This is a genomic window from Kitasatospora sp. NPDC002965 (assembly GCF_040611255.1).
GTDB lineage: Bacteria > Actinomycetota > Actinomycetes > Streptomycetales > Streptomycetaceae > Kitasatospora.
The window spans coordinates 21,169-37,013 of record NZ_JBEXNT010000053.1; the positions used below are offsets into that span (position 1 = coordinate 21,169).

The 15,845-nt window shown below is 72.9% G+C and carries 13 protein-coding genes; all 13 read left to right on the plus strand.

All coding sequences use genetic code 11. From position 1 onward, the window contains the following. Nucleotides 1–10: 10 nt before the first annotated feature. The gene (locus tag ABZY91_RS21175) at nt 11–586 is read left to right on the plus strand and encodes an HD domain-containing protein (protein ID WP_355404362.1); all 576 of its coding nucleotides are present in this window, start codon (nt 11–13) and stop codon (nt 584–586) included. A gap of 30 nt (nt 587–616) precedes the next feature. Continuing rightward, complete coding sequence (locus ABZY91_RS21180; RefSeq protein ID WP_355404364.1) at nt 617–1,069, plus strand: NUDIX domain-containing protein; 453 nt, start codon at nt 617–619, stop codon at nt 1,067–1,069. Between the two features lie 51 nt (nt 1,070–1,120). After that, nucleotides 1,121–1,651: a TIGR00730 family Rossman fold protein gene (locus ABZY91_RS21185; RefSeq protein WP_329882939.1), complete on the plus strand. Its 531-nt coding sequence runs from the start codon at nt 1,121–1,123 to the stop codon at nt 1,649–1,651. 13 nt (nt 1,652–1,664) lie between these two features. Continuing rightward, nucleotides 1,665–2,354 (plus strand): SDR family oxidoreductase, encoded by a 690-nt coding sequence (locus ABZY91_RS21190; RefSeq protein WP_355404366.1) that lies wholly within the window; start codon nt 1,665–1,667, stop codon nt 2,352–2,354. A gap of 67 nt (nt 2,355–2,421) precedes the next feature. Continuing rightward, complete coding sequence (locus ABZY91_RS21195) at nt 2,422–3,432, plus strand: methionine synthase (protein WP_329952177.1); 1,011 nt, start codon at nt 2,422–2,424, stop codon at nt 3,430–3,432. Nucleotides 3,433–3,453: 21 nt separating this feature from the next. Next, nucleotides 3,454–5,904, plus strand: coding sequence for an NAD-dependent DNA ligase LigA (ligA, locus tag ABZY91_RS21200; RefSeq protein ID WP_355404368.1), 2,451 nt, complete (start codon nt 3,454–3,456; stop codon nt 5,902–5,904). 311 nt (nt 5,905–6,215) lie between these two features. Beyond that, nucleotides 6,216–7,967 (plus strand): bifunctional diguanylate cyclase/phosphodiesterase, encoded by a 1,752-nt coding sequence (locus ABZY91_RS21205; protein WP_329952175.1) that lies wholly within the window; start codon nt 6,216–6,218, stop codon nt 7,965–7,967. A gap of 186 nt (nt 7,968–8,153) precedes the next feature. Beyond that, nucleotides 8,154–8,450, plus strand: a complete 297-nt coding sequence (gene gatC / locus ABZY91_RS21210; protein ID WP_035845952.1) for an Asp-tRNA(Asn)/Glu-tRNA(Gln) amidotransferase subunit GatC — start codon at nt 8,154–8,156, stop codon at nt 8,448–8,450. A gap of 5 nt (nt 8,451–8,455) precedes the next feature. Further along, a complete protein-coding gene (gene gatA, locus ABZY91_RS21215; RefSeq protein ID WP_329882934.1) occupies nt 8,456–9,949 on the plus strand; it encodes an Asp-tRNA(Asn)/Glu-tRNA(Gln) amidotransferase subunit GatA in 1,494 nt (497 codons plus the stop codon). Continuing rightward, entirely contained in the window at nt 9,946–10,185 is a 240-nt protein-coding gene (locus tag ABZY91_RS21220) for a hypothetical protein (RefSeq protein WP_329882933.1), read from the plus strand. The genes gatA and ABZY91_RS21220 overlap by 4 nt, the downstream gene beginning before the upstream one ends. 78 nt (nt 10,186–10,263) lie before the next feature. Further along, complete coding sequence (gene gatB / locus ABZY91_RS21225; protein ID WP_329882932.1) at nt 10,264–11,772, plus strand: Asp-tRNA(Asn)/Glu-tRNA(Gln) amidotransferase subunit GatB; 1,509 nt, start codon at nt 10,264–10,266, stop codon at nt 11,770–11,772. Between the two features lie 235 nt (nt 11,773–12,007). Next, the gene (locus ABZY91_RS21230) at nt 12,008–12,169 is read left to right on the plus strand and encodes a hypothetical protein (RefSeq protein ID WP_355404371.1); all 162 of its coding nucleotides are present in this window, start codon (nt 12,008–12,010) and stop codon (nt 12,167–12,169) included. Between the two features lie 134 nt (nt 12,170–12,303). Then, a complete protein-coding gene (locus ABZY91_RS21235) occupies nt 12,304–15,339 on the plus strand; it encodes an AAA family ATPase (RefSeq protein ID WP_355404373.1) in 3,036 nt (1,011 codons plus the stop codon). Nucleotides 15,340–15,845 lie beyond the last annotated feature (506 nt).

Genomic DNA, 15,845 nt, shown 5'->3' on the forward strand with positions numbered 1-15,845 from the left:
GAGGGCGGCGATGGCAGAAGACGGGCAGGCGAAGGGCACCGCGGGGTACCTGTTCGAAGCAGGGATGCTCAAGAGGGCGAAGCGATCGGGCTGGTGGATCGCCGGAGTCAAGGATCCCGAGACGATTGCCGAACACTCCTTCCGCGTCGGTGTTGTCGGTGCGGTCCTCGCGATGATGGAAGGCGCCGATCCGGCGAAGGTCGCCCTGCTGTGTCTCTTCCATGACACGCAGGAGACCCGCGTCGGCGACATTCCGCACATCGGACGGCGATACGTCACCGCCGCGTCCAACGAGCGCGTCACTGCCGACCAGGTCAGTGCTGCCCACCCGGTTGTGGCCGCGGGAGTCCAGGCGATCGTCGAGGAGTACGAGAACGGCGAGAGCTTGGAGGTGGTCGTTGCACACGACGCCGACAAGCTCGAATGTCTGATCCAAGCCGTCGAGTACCGGGAGCAGGGCTACCGGAACGTCCAGCCCTGGATCGACAGCAGCCTCGGCAGCCTGAAGACCGACGCGGCCCGGCAACTCGCCGAGGCCTCGCTCACGATGACGTCGCTGGAGTGGCAGAAGACCTACCTTGGGTAGGCTGCCCACCCCTCCTCGAACCCCGGTGACATGACGGGAGGCGAGGAGACCGGCCCGCCGCCACTGCACTCCGTGTCCGTCGCAGGGGTGGTGGTGCGGGAGGACGGGCGGGTGCTGGCGATCCGCCGGGCGGACAACGGGGCGTGGGAGCCGCCGGGCGGGGTGCTGGAGCTGTCCGAGGCCGTCGAGGACGGGGTGCGGCGGGAGGTCTTCGAGGAGACGGGCATCAAGGTCGGTGTGGAACGGCTGACCGGCGTGTACAAGAACGTGACCCGCGGCATCGTCGCCCTGGTCTTCCGCTGCCGTCCGGAGGGCGGGACGGCGCGGCTCTCGGACGAGTCGACCGCCGTCGACTGGCTCACGCCGGCGGAGGTCTCCGACCGGATGGCCGAGGTGTACGCCGTGCGCGTGCTCGACGCGCTCCGGGACGGTGCCGCGCCCAGCATCCGTGATCACGACGGCCGGCGGGTGCTCGGGCGGTAGGGCGTCCCACCGGGGAGGAGGATCTCCGGACCGTGATAGACCGGACGCACTATGAACATCACTGTCTTCTGCTCCGCGTACTCGCTCGACGACCGCTACTCGGCTCCGGCCGCCGAGTTCGCCCGGCTGCTGGGGGAGGGCGGGCACACGCTGGTCTGGGGCGGTTCGAACGCCGGGCTGATGGGTCTGCTCGCGGACGGGGTGAAGGCCGCCGGGGGCCGGCTGGTCGGGGTCTCCGTCGAGTTCCTGAGGCACAAGGCGTACGACGGGGCCGACGAGCTGATCACCACCGCCGACCTCGCCGAGCGCAAGGCCCAGCTGCTGATGCGGGCCGATGCCGTGGTGGTGCTCGTCGGCGGCCTCGGCACGCTGGACGAGGTCACCGAGGTGCTGGAGCTGAAGAAGCACGCGCTGCACGACAAGCCGGTGGTCGTCCTGGACACCGAGGGCTTCTACGCGGGCCTGCGCACCCAGCTGGAGCGGATGGACGCCGAGGGCTTCCTGCCCCGCCCGCTGGGCGACCTGATCACCTTCGCCGGTACTCCGGCCGAGGTTTTCGAACAGCTCAAGTCCGGCGCCTGAGAGGATCGGCCCCATGGCTGCACATCTGATCACCGGCGCCGGCTCCGGCATCGGCGCCGTCCTCGCCGAACGCCTCGCGGAACGCGGGGACGACCTCTGGCTGCTGGCCCGCGACGCCCGCCGCGCCGCCGAGCTGCGCGAACGCTTCCCCGGGGCGCAGACCCTGGTCGGCGACCTCGGCACCCCGGCGAAGCTCTCCTGGGCCCTGGGGCACCAGGCACCGCCGATCGAACTCGACTCGCTGCTGCACGTCGCGGGCATCGTCGAGCTGGGCCCGGTCGGCGAACTGCCGGTCAAGGCCTGGCAGGACACCCTGAACGTCAACCTGGTCGCGCCCGCCGAGCTGACCCGTCTGCTGCTGCCCTCGCTGCGGCTGGTCAGGGGCCACGTCGTCTTCGTGAACTCCGGTGCCGGTCTGCGGGCCAGTGCCGACTGGTCGGCGTACGCGGCGAGCAAGCACGGCCTGAAGGCGCTCGCCGACTCGCTGCGCGCGGAGGAGCACGGGCACGGCGTCCGGGTCACCTCGGTCTACCCCGGCCGCACCGCCACGGCGATGCAGGTCAAGGTGCACCAGCAGGAGGGCAAGGAGTACGACGCCGGGCAGTGGATCGAGCCGGAGTCGGTGGTGAAGGCGATCCTGACCGCCCTCGACGTCCCGCGCGACGCCGAGATCACCGACATCACCGTCCGCCCCGGCCGCTGAGCCGCGACCGGCGGGGCGGGAGGTCGGCCGGTCCGACCTCCCGCCCCGGCGCACTAGGCTCGGGCGGGTGAGCAACGGACACCCCTTCCCCGACCTGGTCGGCGCCGCCACCGGCGTCGGATCGCTGCCCGGCACCGACGCCCGGGAGGCCGCCAGGACCTCCACCGGTGCGCTGGAGCACCTGCCGTTCCTCCCCGAACTGCCCGCGCGCGGGCCGGGCGCGGACATGATCGGACGCTCCGCCGGGATGCTGGTCGAGCTGTTCACGCAGACCGAGCCGAGCGGCTGGCGGTTCGCCGACCGCCCCGGCCGGGACACCCGCCGCGCCCACTCCTGGCTCGGCGAGGACCTGGACGCGCTGGAGGAGTACACCCAGGGCTACCGGGGACCGCTCAAGGTCCAGGCGGTCGGCCCGTGGACGCTGGCCGCGTCGATCGAGCTCAAGCACGGCGAGAAGGCGCTCGCCGACCGCGGCGCCTGCCGCGACATCGCCGCCTCGCTCACCGAGGGCCTCCGCCGCCACCTCGCCGACGTCCGCCGTCGCGTCCCCGGCGCCGAGGTCGTCCTCCAGCTCGACGAGCCCTCGCTGCCCGCCGTGCTGGCCGGCTCCGTGAAGACCGCCAGCGGCTTCCAGCGGCTGCGCTCGGTCGACCGGCAGGTCGCCGAGGAGGTCCTGCGCGAGGTGGTCCTCGGGCTGGACGCGCCGGTCGTGGTGCACTGCTGCGCGCCGCAGGTGCCGCTGCCGCTGCTGCGCCGCGCCGGGGTGGTCGGGGTCTCGCTGGACTTCTCGCTGCTGACCGAGCGTGAGGACGAGGAGCTGGGCGAGGCGATCGACGCGGGCACCGTGATCCTCGCCGGTGTCGTCCCCTTCACTGACCAGGGAGTGTCGGACGCGGCCGGTAGTGTCCAGGGTGTCAGGACGTTGTGGCGCAGGCTCGGGTTCGCCCCGGAGCTGCTGGGCCGCCGTGTGCTGGTGACGCCCACCTGCGGGCTGGCCGGGGCCTCACCGGCCTACGCGCGCACGGCGCTGTCACTCAGCGTGAAGGCGGGCCAGAGCCTGGTGGACAACCCGGAATGAGAAGTTAACGGAGGGCTTGCGGTGGTGGCTGTCGAGGGCTGGGAGGACGTTCCGGCGGAGGTTCGCAGGCGGCACGCCGAGCTGGCCACCGAGATCGAGGACCACCGGGCCCGCTACTACGAGCAGGACGCTCCGGTCGTCAGCGACGCCGAGTTCGACGCGCTGATGCGCGAGCTGGAAGGGCTGGAGGCCGAGCACCCGGCGCTGGTCACACCGGAGTCGCCGACCCAGCGGGTCGGCGGCGCGCCGACCGGGCTGTTCGCCCCCGTCGAGCACCGGGAGCGCCTGCTCAGCCTGGACAACGCGATGGACGACGACGAGCTGGCCGCCTGGGCCGAGCGCGTCGCCGCCGAGCTGGCCGGCATCGACTACCACTACCTCTGCGAACTCAAGGTGGACGGCCTGGCCGTCAACCTCACCTACGAGAACGGCCAGTTGGTGCAGGCGGCGACCCGCGGCGACGGCCGGGTCGGCGAGGACATCACCGCCAACGTCCGCACCATCAAGGAGATCCCGCACCGGCTCAAGGGCGAGAACATCCCCGAGCTGGTGGAGATCCGCGGCGAGGTCTACTTCCCGACCGACGCCTTCGAGGCGCTCAACGCCTCCTTCGCGGAGGAGAACGAGCGCCGCCGGCTGGAGAACGAGGAGCGCGCCAAGGAGGGCAAGCGGCCCCGGGCGATGATCCGGCTCTTCATGAACCCGCGCAACGCCGCCGCCGGCTCGCTCCGTCAGAAGGACCCGCTGGTCACCGCCTCCCGTCCGCTGCAGATGGTGGTGCACGGCATCGGTGCCCGGGTCGGCTTCGACATCGACGACCAGTCGCACGCCTACCGGCTGCTGCACGACTGGGGCCTGCCCACCGCGCGGCACAACGAGGTGGTGGGGACCCTCGACGAGGTCCGCGCCTTCATCCGGCGCTTCGGCGAGCAGCGGCACTCGGTCGAGCACGAGATCGACGGCGTGGTCGTCAAGGTCGACGAGATCGCCCTGCAGGGCCGGCTCGGCTCCACCTCCAAGTCCCCGCGCTGGGCGATCGCCTGGAAGTACCCGCCGGAGGAGGTCACCGGCAAGCTGGCCGAGATCAAGATCGGCATCGGGCGCACCGGCCGGGCCACCCCGTACGCGGTGCTGGCCGAGCCGGTCAAGGTGGCCGGCTCGATGGTCCAGTACGCGACGCTGCACAACCAGGACGTGGTGAAGGCCAAGGACGTCCTGCTGGGCGACACCGTGGTGCTGCGCAAGGCCGGCGACGTCATCCCGGAGATCCTCGGCCCGGTCTACGACGTGCGGGACGGCAGCGAGGTGCCGTTCGTGATGCCCTCGCACTGCCCCGAGTGCGGTGCCGAGCTGCGGCCGATGGCCGAGGGGGACATCGACCTGCGCTGCCCCGACGCCCGGTTCTGCCCGGCCCAGATCCGCGAGCGGATCGCCTTCCTCGGCGGGCGCTCGGCGCTGGACATCGAGGGTCTGGGCTACGTCGCGGCCACCGCGCTGACCCAGCCGCTGACGCCGGCCGAGGCGCCGGTGCGCAACGAGGGCGACATCTTCGGCCTGACGGTCGAGCAGCTGCTGCCGATCAAGGTCCTGGTGCGCGACCAGAAGACCGGCATGCCGAAGCTCGACGACGAGACCGGCGAGGAGAAGGAGGTGTTCTTCTTCGCGACCACCGCCGGGGCGCCGAAGAAGAACACCGGGGTGATGCTCGACAACATCGAGAAGGCCCGGGACCGCCCGCTCTGGCGATTCCTCAACGGCCTCTCGATCCGGCACGTGGGCCCGGTCGCGGCCCAGGACCTGGCCAGGGAGTTCCGCGACCTGGACGCGATCTTCGCGGCGAGCGAGGAGCGGCTGGCCGCGACCGACGGCGTCGGCACGGGCACCGCGCGGTCGATCATCGAGTGGTACCAGGTGGACTGGCACCGCGAGATCCTGGAGAAGTGGCGTGCGGCCGGCGTCCGGTTCACCGAGGAGGCCCCCGAGGAGGAGGCCGAGCGTCCGCTGGAGGGCCTGACCGTCGTCGTCACCGGGACGCTGGCCGGGCACACCCGGGACGGCGCCAAGGAGGCGCTGACCTCGCGCGGCGCGAAGGTGACCGGATCGGTGTCGAAGAAGACCCACTTCGTGGTCGCCGGGGACAACCCGGGGTCCAAGTACGACAAGGCCGTCCAGCTCGGACTGCCGGTCCTCGACGACGCCGGCTTCGACGTCCTGCTGGCGCAGGGCTCGGCCGCGGCGCGGGTCCACCTGGGCCTGCCGCCGGAGCCCGAGGCCGAGGAGCCGGTGAAGAAGGCGCCCGCGAAGAAGCGTGCGGCGAAGGCCGCCGCGGGAGCGGTCGCGGAGGCCGCCGAGGGCGCGGCGGACGCGGGGGAGAGCGTGGCGGGGGAGCCCGCCGAGGCGCCCGCGTCGGAGGCCGCCGGGCAGGATCCGTCGGCGCCGGAGCCGGGGGCGGAGGAGCCCGCCGAGGGCTGACCCGCGCGCGGAGGCCGGGGATCCGTCTTGTTATCGTCCTGATGCAACGTCATCGGGTGTCGCACGGTGGGAGCGGGCATCGTGTCACCGTGCGACACCGGAGCGCGGTGGCGCATTTCCGGTTGTCCGAAAGTCTGCCCGTCGGGTGGGCCCGCGCATACCCTGGAGCGCAACAGAGTGTCAGCAGGGGTGGGGGTACCGGCTGAGCCGGACTCCGCGGGGCCGCTCCATGCCCGGCAGGCTGCCGGCACCGGTACGGTGCCTCACCGCTAGGCGGCCTGACGGGGCGGGCCCGACGGAGGACAGGGCTTATGGATCATACGACCGGCGGTGCGCCCACACGCCCGCCGCAGGGGGTGGCGGGTGCGGTCCTGCTGCTCGGAGTCCTGCTGGCCGGCGCCGCACCGCTCATCCCGCTGGCCGTCCTGGTCTACCGCTACGAACCCGAGCTGCTGCCGCTGTTCGCGGTTCCGCTGGCCGTGCTGGTCGCCGCCTGGCGGATCGCCCGGGACCGTGCCCGGGACCAGCTCACCGACCCGCTGACCGACCTGCCCAACCGCCAGGCGTTATTGATCGCGGCCCAGGAGGCGATCGCCGAGCACGCCGAGGGATACAGCGTCGGTCTGATCCTGCTCGACCTCGACCGCTTCCGGTCGCTCAACGACACCCTCGGTCATACCGCCGGTGACCGGCTGCTGGTCCACATCGCCCGCCGCCTGCACCGGGCGCTGCGCTCCGGCGGTGCGGCCGGCAGCGCCACCCGGGAGTCGATCGACGACGTCTTCGCCGGGCTGCCCCGGCACTACCGCGGCCGCCCGATGGTGGCCCGGATGGGCGGCGACGAGTTCGCCGTCCTGCTGCCCGGCATCGGCTGTCCGGACTCGCTGGAGAAGGTGGCCAAGGCGCTGATCGCCGAACTCGCCGCGCCGATCCGGCTGGACGGCCTGCTGCTCGTCCTGGAGGCCAGCGCCGGCGTCTGCGTCTACCCGCAGCACGCCCAGGACGCCGAGTCGCTGCTGCGCCGGGCCGACGTCGCGATGGGCCACGCCCAGCGCGGCCGTACCTCGGTCGAGCAGTACGACGAGGCGCAGGACGCCGACACGCCGTACCGGATCGGGCTGCTGGGCGACCTGCGGCGGGCCCTGGAGACCGGCGAGGTGCAGCTGCACTACCAGCCCAAGGTGGCCTTCGACGGCCGGGTGGTCGGGCTGGAGGCGCTGCTCCGATGGGAGCGGCCCGGGCAGGGGAAGGTCTCGCCGGACGAGTTCGTCGGGCTGGCCGAGTCCAGCGGCCTGATGCCCCGGCTGACCGACTACGTGCTGGAGGCCGCCGTCGGCCAGCTCGCCACCTGGCGCGAGCAGGGCCTCCAGGTGCAGGTCGCGGTGAACGTCTCCCCGCGCGACGTGCTCAACCCGGGCTTCGCCCAGCGGGTCGCCGGCCACCTGGTCCGCCACCAGGTCCCGGCCCACGCGCTCCAGCTGGAGATCACCGAACGGCTGCTGCTGGACGACTCCCGGCGGGCCGCCGACACCCTCGCCGAGCTGCGCGGCTACGGCGTCGGGATGTCCCTGGACGACTTCGGCACCGGCCACTCCTCGCTGGTGCGGCTGCGCAGCCTGCCGGTCGGCGAGCTGAAGATCGACCGCTCCTTCGTCTCCCGGATGGTCGCCGACGACCACGACGCGGCGGTGGTCCGCTGCTCGGTGGAGCTGGCGCACTCGCTCGGCCTGACCGTGGTCGCCGAGGGCGTCGAGGACGACGAGACCTGGGAGCGGCTGAACCGCATGGGCGTGGACGCCGTGCAGGGCTGGCTGGTCTCGGCGGCGCTGCCGGCCGAGCAGGCCACCGCCTGGCTGCGGGTGCACCGCACCGGCGCGCCGCCGGTGGAGCGGCTCACCACCGCCCCCGCCGTCCAGCTGCCGTCGGTGATCCACCCGGTGCGGCCCCCGGTGCTCCCGCCGGTGCCCCACGTTCTGCCGCCGGTGATCCAGGCGGTCCAGGCCGCGAAACTGGAGATCCAGGCGCCCGGGCAGCAGAGTTGGGCGCCGACCCGCCCCCAGTGAGCCGCTCCGCTCACCCGGGTGACCCGGGCCCGCCCTCACTCGTTGGCCGGTGGCCGGGCCGTGCCCCATAGGATGGGGACCACAGACCAAGAGGACGGGAGCGCCGGACAGGCCGCTCCTGCCCGGGCCCGGCGCCGCCGGAAGGCGGTACCGGGCCTCACCAGAACTCACCCTGAGGATCGCTGCATGCCTGGCATCACGCGCGAGGAGGTTGCCCACCTCGCTCGGCTGTCGCGTCTTGAGTTGCAGGCCGAAGAGCTGGACCACTTCGCCGAGCAGCTCGACGTGATCATCGGCGCGGTCGCCCGCGTTTCCGAGGTCGCCGGACAGGACGTCCCGCCGACCTCCCACCCGCTGCCGCTGACCAACGTCATGCGCGCGGACGAGGTGCGGCCGTCGCTCACCCCGGAGCAGGCGCTGGCCGGTGCCCCCGCCGCCGAGGAGCAGCGTTTCCGTGTGCCGCAGATCCTCGGGGAGGACTGACCGAGATGACCGACCTGATCCGTTACACCGCGGCCGAGACGGCGAACGCCGTCGCCACCGGCGAGGTCTCCGCCGTCGAGGTCGCCCAGGCGCACCTGGACCGCATCGACGCCGTCGACAAGAAGGTCAACGCCTTCCTGCACGTCGACACCGAGGGCGCGCTGAGCGCCGCCCGGGCCGTCGACGAGAAGCGCGCCAGGGGCGAGGAGCTGGGCCCGCTGGCCGGCGTCCCGCTGGCGCTGAAGGACGTCTTCACCACCAAGGGCGTCCCGACCACCTGCGGCTCCAAGATCCTCGAAGGCTGGATCCCGCCGTACGACGCCACTCTGACCACGCGTCTCAGGGACGCCGGCGTGGTGATCCTCGGCAAGACCAACATGGACGAGTTCGCGATGGGCTCCTCCACCGAGAACTCCGCCTACGGCCCGACCGGCAACCCGTGGGACCTCTCCCGGATCCCCGGCGGCTCCGGCGGCGGTTCGGCCGCCGCGCTGGCCGCCTTCGAGGCCCCGCTGGCGATCGGCACCGACACCGGCGGCTCGATCCGCCAGCCCGGCGCCGTCACCGGCACCGTCGGCGTGAAGCCCACCTACGGCTCGGTCTCCCGCTACGGCCTGGTCGCGTTCTCGTCCTCCCTGGACCAGGGCGGCCCGTGCGCCCGCACCGTGCTGGACGCGGCGCTGCTGCACGAGGCCATCGCCGGCCACGACCCGCTGGACTCCACCTCGATCGACGCGCCGGTCCCGGCCGTGGTCGAGGCCGCCAGGCGGCGTGACGTCCGCGGCATGCGGATCGGCGTCGTGAAGGAGTTCGCCGGCGAGGGCTACCAGGCCGGCGTGATGCAGCGCTTCAACGAGTCGGTGGAGCTGCTGCGCGAGCTGGGCGCCGAGGTCGTCGAGGTCTCCTGCCCGTCGTTCACCCTGGCGCTGCCCGCGTACTACCTGATCGCGCCCAGCGAGGCCTCGTCCAACCTGGCCCGTTTCGACGCGATGCGCTACGGCCTGCGGGTCGGCGACGACGGCACCCGCTCGGCCGAGGACGTCACCGCGCTCACCCGCGAGGCCGGCTTCGGCGCCGAGGTCAAGCGCCGCATCATCCTCGGCACCTACGCGCTCTCCTCGGGCTACTACGACGCCTACTACGGCTCGGCCCAGAAGGTGCGCACGCTGATCTCGCGCGACTTCGACGCGGCCTTCGCCGGCGTGGACGTCCTGGTCTCGCCGACCACCCCGACCACCGCCTTCCCGATCGGCGAGCGCGCCGACGACCCGATGGCGATGTATCTGGCCGACCTGTGCACGATTCCGTCCAACCTGGCGGGCAATGCGGCCATGTCGCTGCCGTGCGGGCTGGCCCCGGAGGACAATCTCCCGGTCGGCCTGCAGATCATCGCACCCGCGATGGCGGACGACCGCCTGTACCGCGTGGGCGGCGCCGTGGAGGCCGCACTCAACGACAAGTGGGGGCACACCCTGCTGGAGGAGGCACCGGCACTGTGAGCAAGATCGAGAAGGCCAAGGGCTTCAAGCACTCGAAGCCAGGCATCTGGCTGTCCATCGGCACGAGCGCGTTCAGCGTGATCACCGTGGTGAAGGACGTCCGCAAGGCCCGGGGCGAGAACGACACCCTGAAGCTTGTCAACGCCCTGGTCGGTGCCGCCGCGCTGGTCACCGGCACCGCCCTGCTGGTGCGCGAGCTGCGCCGGCTGGGCGACGACGACGTCCTGCTGGGCTGACCGAGCCCGCGAGGCCCGGCCTGTACCCGCCGTACAGGCCGGGCCGGCACCTCCAAGACTTTTAGTGAAGGGGACGCTGTGAGCGTCAAGAACCTGGTCTCCTACGAGGACGCTCTCGCGTCGTACGACCCGGTGATGGGCCTTGAGGTCCACGTCGAGCTGGGCACCAAGACCAAGATGTTCTGCGGTTGCTCGACCGAGCTGGGTGCCGAGCCGAACAGCCAGGTCTGCCCGACCTGTCTGGGCCTGCCGGGCTCGCTGCCGGTGGTCAACGCGATCGGCGTGGAGTCGGCCGTCAAGATCGGCCTGGCGCTGAACTGCGAGATCGCCGAGTGGTGCCGGTTCGCGCGGAAGAACTACTTCTACCCGGACATGCCGAAGAACTTCCAGACCTCGCAGTACGACGAGCCGATCGCCTTCGACGGCTACCTCGACGTGCAGCTGGAGGACGGCTCGACCTTCCGGGTGGAGATCGAGCGCGCCCACATGGAGGAGGACACCGGCAAGTCCAGCCACGTCGGTGGCGCGACCGGCCGCATCCACGGCGCCACGCACTCGCTGCTCGACTACAACCGGGCCGGCATCCCGCTGATCGAGATCGTCACCAGGCCGATCGTCGGCGCCGGCGAGCGCGCCCCCGAGGTCGCCAAGGCGTACGTCGCCGAGCTGCGCGAGCTGATCAAGGCGCTGGGCGTCTCCGAGGCCCGGATGGACAAGGGCCAGATGCGCTGCGACGTCAACCTGTCGCTGCGCCCGAACGGCACCGAGACCTTCGGCACCCGTTCGGAGACCAAGAACGTCAACTCGCTGCGCAGCGTCGAGCGGGCCGCCCGGTTCGAGATCCAGCGGCACGCGACGGTGCTCTCCGACGGCGGCACGATCGTCCAGGAGACCCGGCACTTCCACGAGGAGGACGGCAGCACCACGGCCGGCCGGATCAAGGACAACGCCGAGGACTACCGCTACTTCCCGGAGCCGGACCTGGTCCCGATCGCGCCGTCCCGCGCGTGGGTCGAGGAGCTGCGGGGCGGTCTCCCCGAGCTGCCGCGGGTGCGCCGGGCCCGTCTCCAGGCCGAGTGGGGCCTGACCGACAAGGACATGCAGTCGGTGCTGAACGCGGGCGCCGTCGAGTCGATCCAGGAGACCATCGCCGCCGGCGCCCCGGCCGACCAGGCCCGCAAGTGGTGGATGGGCGAGCTGGCCCGCCGGGCCAACGAGACCGGCACCGAGCTGAGCGAGCAGCCGATCACCCCGGCGCAGGTCGCCCGGGTCGCCGCGCTGGTCGCCGAGGGCAAGCTGAACGACAAGCTGGCCCGCCAGGTCATCGAGGCCGTGCTGGCCGGTGAGGGCGAGCCGGACGAGGTCGTCGAGAAGCGCGGCCTGGCCGTCGTCTCGGACGATTCCGCGCTCGGTGCCGCCGTCGACCAGGCCATCGCCGAGAACGAGGCGATCGCCGCCAAGATCCGTGACGGCAAGGTCGCGGCCGTCGGCGCCCTGGTCGGCGCGGTCATGAAGGCCACCCGTGGCCAGGCCGACGCGGCCCGTGTGAAGGATCTGATTCTGGAGAAGCTGGGCGCTTCTGCCTGAGTTTCTAAGGCGTCTTAGACCTTCTAAGGTCTACTTAGACGCCTCAGGCCCGGTCTTACCCCTCATAAGGGGTAGGCCGGGCCTTTGCCGTGTCCGGGCCGGGCACCCGGGCCCGGCACCTAAGGCCCGGACGGCCCGGAAGATCCGGCAGGCTGCCGATGCGGCCCACCCCCCTGGGAGAGGAGTGTTTACCCCAGAACGAGAGAGACACACCGAAACCCACAAGGGGAACACCGTGATCGAGTACGAGCTCATCAAGCAGCACGAGCAGGAACTCCAGGCCCTGGCCGAGCACGAGCGGCTGGTACGCCAGGCGAAGGGCGCCAAGCGCACCGGATGGCGGCCGAACGTCGCCTTCCGCTCCGTGCGACGCGCCGCGCGTCCCGGCGAATGCTGACGGACCGGCACCGACCCGGTGCCGCAGGGAATCCGGAGGGGGAGGCGACACGGGGGTGCGCCTCCCCTTCCGGGCGTCCGGAGGGCGGGATAACCGCTCGGCCGGTGCAGGACCTCTATGGCATGCTCGCATCCATGCAGCAGATATCGGTGAGTCCCGTCTTCGTCGGCCGCGATCCGGAGCTCACCGCCCTGACGGCCGCGCTGCGACGGGCCGGCTCGGGACAGCCGCAGGCCGTGCTGATCGGCGGCGAGGCGGGCGTCGGCAAGACCCGGCTGCTGGAGGAGTTCCTGCGACAGGCCTGCGACGACGACGTGCTGACCACCGTCGGCGGCTGCCTGGAGATCGGCGCCGAGGGCCTGCCGTACGCACCGCTGGCCACCGCGCTGCGCCGGCTCCACCGCGGCATGGGGGCCGACTTCGAGGGCGCCGCCTCGGGGATGGAGGGCCATCTCGCCCGGCTGCTGCCCGACTTCGGCGAGGCCGACGGCGAACCCAACAACGAGTACGGACGAGCCCGGCTGTTCGAGCACACCGCGAGGCTGTTCGAACGACTCGGCACGGACCGTACTCTCGTGCTCGCCGTGGAGGACCTGCACTGGTCCGACCGGTCCACCCGCGAGCTGTTCTCCTACCTGGTCCGCACCCTGCACCGGGCCCGCGTCCTGCTGGTCGCCACCTACCGCAGCGACGACCTGCACCGCCGCCACCCGCTGCGGCCCTTCCTGGCCGAACTGGAGCGGCTGCGCACCGTGCAGCGCATGGAGCTGGAGCGGTTCGGGCCGGGCGAGGTGGCCGCGCAGCTGGCCGGCATCCTCGGCACCGCCGCGCCCGACCGTCAGCTCGTCGACCGGATCCACCGCCGCTCGGAGGGCAACCCGTTCTTCGTCGAGGAGCTCGCCACCTCCGTCCGGGAGGGCTGCTCGGCCGGGCTCACCGACTCGCTGCGGGACATCCTGCTGGTCCGGGTGGAGGCCCTGGACGAGCAGACCCAGCGGGTCCTGCGGATCGCCGCCGAGGGCGGCTCCTACGTCGAACACGCCCTGCTCGCCGCCGTCCTGGACGACGAGGAGGAGCTGATCGACTCGCTGCGCGAGGCGGTGGGCGCCAACATCCTGCGCCCGGACACCGACGGCGACGGCTACCGGTTCCGGCACGCGCTGGTCCGCGAGGCCGTCTCGGACGACCTGCTGCCCGGTGAACGGCACCGGATCAACCGCCGGTTCGCCGAGGCCCTGGAGGCCGAGCCGCACCTGGTCGGCAGCGACACCCGGCCGGCCCGGCTGGCCAACTACTGGTACCACGCGCACGACCCGGCCCGGGCCCTGCCGACGGCCCTGGACGCCGCCCGGGCCGCCCGGCGGCGCAACGCCTTCGCCGAACAGCTGCGGATGCTGGAGCGGGCCCTCGAACTCTGGGACGAGGTCTCCGAGGAGGTGCTCGGCGGCACGCTGCGGCCGTACGACTGGGCCGAGACCTACCCGCCGTGCTCCTGCGACGCCGACGCCCACGACGAGAGCTGCGACCGGCTGAACCTGATCGACGTGCTGGCCGAGGCGGTCGTCGCGGCCCGCCGCACCGGCGACCGCGAGCGCGGGCTGAGCCTGGCCCGACGGGCGCTCAAGCTGGTCGACGAGGTCGAACACCCGGCCCGCGCCGCCTGGTTCCGGATCAACCGGGCCCGGATGCTCGGCCACCTGCGCCGCTCCGGCGACGAGGAGGAGATCGCGTACGCGCACCGGCTGGTCGAGCACCTGCCGGCGTCCGCCGTCCAGGCCGAGGTGTTCGCGCTCGGCGCCGGCAGCGGGATGCTCTCCAACCCCCGGCCCGAGCTGGTCGAGCTCGCCGAGCGGGCCGTCCGGATCGCCCGCCAGGTGGGCGCGCACGCCGTCGAGCAGCACGCCGTGATGACGCTCAGCGGACTGCGCAACGACCTCGACTCCGACCCGGACGCCGCGGTCGCCCAGCTCACCGCCGCGGTGGAGGCCACCCGGCGGATCGGCGCACCGGACGTCCTGCTGCGCGGCATCAACAACCTCTCCTCCATGCAGCGCGGGCTCGGCCGGGCCGAGGAGGCGGTGGCGCTGGCCCGCGAGGGCCTGGAGTCGGCGCGCGGCAACGGCCTGCAGCGCAACATCGGCGCCATCCTGACCGGCAACCTCGTCGAGGCGCTGATGGACCTCGGGCGGATCGACGAGGCCGAGCGGGTGCTCGCCGAGTGCGACCTGCTCGGCTCGACCGGCACCCACGCCGAGTTCCTGGACCGGATGCGCGGCGAACTCGCCCTGCTCCGCGGTGACCTGTCCGGCGCCGCCGCGATGCTGGCGCAGGCCAGGGCGGCCAACCGGGTCGGTCAGCTCCAGCACTCCGTCCCGATCGCGCGGCTGGCGCTGCGGATCGCGGTCGGGGCCGGCCGCCCGCTGGACGCCCGCGCCGAGCTGCTCGCCGCCCTGGACGAGGACCTCCGGTGCGGCTACCTCGCCGACCTCTACCCGCTGCTGGTCGACGGCGCCGCCGCCGAGGCCGACACCCGGGGCCTTCCGGAGGCCGGCCCCGGCCGGGCCGCGGTGCTGGCCCGGATCACCGCCGTCGCCGCCGGGCTGACCCCGACCGCGCCGCTGCACCGCGGCTGGGCCCGGCTGCTGGCGGGCGAGCTGGCCCGCGCGGAAGGGGCGGACGCCCCGGCGCACTGGGCCGCCGCGATCGAGGCGCTGCGCCCGACCGGGCTGCCGTACCCGCTGGCGCTCGCGCTGCTGCGGGCCGGCGAGGCGGAGGTGCTGGCCGGCCGCCGCGAGGCCGCGGTCGAACTGCTGCGCGAGGCAAGGGAACTGGCGATCGCCCGGTCCGACGCCGGACTCGGCGCGGAGGTCTGTGCGCTGGCCGAGCGGGCCGGTCTGGCGCTCACCGTGCGCCGTCCCGCCCCGGCTCCGGCGGCCCCGATCGGCGACTCCTTCAGCCTCACCCCCCGTGAGCGGGACGTGCTCCGTCTGCTCGCGCGGGGCTGCACCAACCGGCAGATCGCCGAGGAACTGTACATCTCGCCGAAGACCGCGAGCGTGCACGTGTCCAACATCCTCGGCAAGCTCGCGGTGGCCGGTCGGGGCGAAGCGGCCGCGCTGGCGCACCGGTTGCGGCTCTTTCCGGAGGACCTGGTCCCGGCCGGCCGCTGACCGCCCGACCCCGCAGATGCCCGACCGGTACCGCCGCCTTCCGGCGGTGGCCGGTCGGGCACTGTCGTGTGCTCCCGTGCGCGCCGCGTGAGCCCCTGTCCGCGCGCCCCCGCCAACCGGCCGGTTTCGTCGGAATCGAGTGTATTTCCCCACCTCCGCGCCATTACTCTACGTTGAGTGTGCGTGTCATTGAGTGACCGAAGTGGTGTAGGGTCCCGACCGGGAACATCGGTGCGGCGGGCCGGCCTGCAGGCCGCCCACCCCCTGGGCCACCGCCCTGACGGGGCGCCAGGTCACCGCGTACGGCCACCAGGCGTGCGGCCGGTGGTCCGTGGCCGGGGCGCCAGGCCCCGGGCCGGAGGGGGAGAGGCCGAGTGAGCCCCACCGACGCGGTGCTGCCCGGAGCCGGACGGCCGGAGGTGCCGGACACCGACCTGCCCGCGACCGGGCCGCCCACCGCCGGCCGGCCGGAACGGGACCGCTTCCCCGCCGCCGACCGGCCCGCC

Excerpts from the sequence above, each read along its gene's own strand:
- gatA (WP_329882934.1), top strand. The coding sequence starts at position 8,456 with ATGACCGACCTGATCCGTTACACCGCGGCCGAGACGGCGAACGCCGTC.
- ABZY91_RS21175 (WP_355404362.1), top strand. The coding sequence starts at position 11 with ATGGCAGAAGACGGGCAGGCGAAGGGCACCGCGGGGTACCTGTTCGAA.
- gatC (WP_035845952.1), top strand. The coding sequence starts at position 8,154 with ATGCCTGGCATCACGCGCGAGGAGGTTGCCCACCTCGCTCGGCTGTCG.
- ABZY91_RS21180 (WP_355404364.1), top strand. The coding sequence starts at position 617 with ATGACGGGAGGCGAGGAGACCGGCCCGCCGCCACTGCACTCCGTGTCC.
- ABZY91_RS21185 (WP_329882939.1), top strand. The coding sequence starts at position 1,121 with ATGAACATCACTGTCTTCTGCTCCGCGTACTCGCTCGACGACCGCTAC.
- ABZY91_RS21205 (WP_329952175.1), top strand. The coding sequence starts at position 6,216 with ATGGATCATACGACCGGCGGTGCGCCCACACGCCCGCCGCAGGGGGTG.
- ABZY91_RS21190 (WP_355404366.1), top strand. The coding sequence starts at position 1,665 with ATGGCTGCACATCTGATCACCGGCGCCGGCTCCGGCATCGGCGCCGTC.
- ABZY91_RS21235 (WP_355404373.1), top strand. The coding sequence starts at position 12,304 with ATGCAGCAGATATCGGTGAGTCCCGTCTTCGTCGGCCGCGATCCGGAG.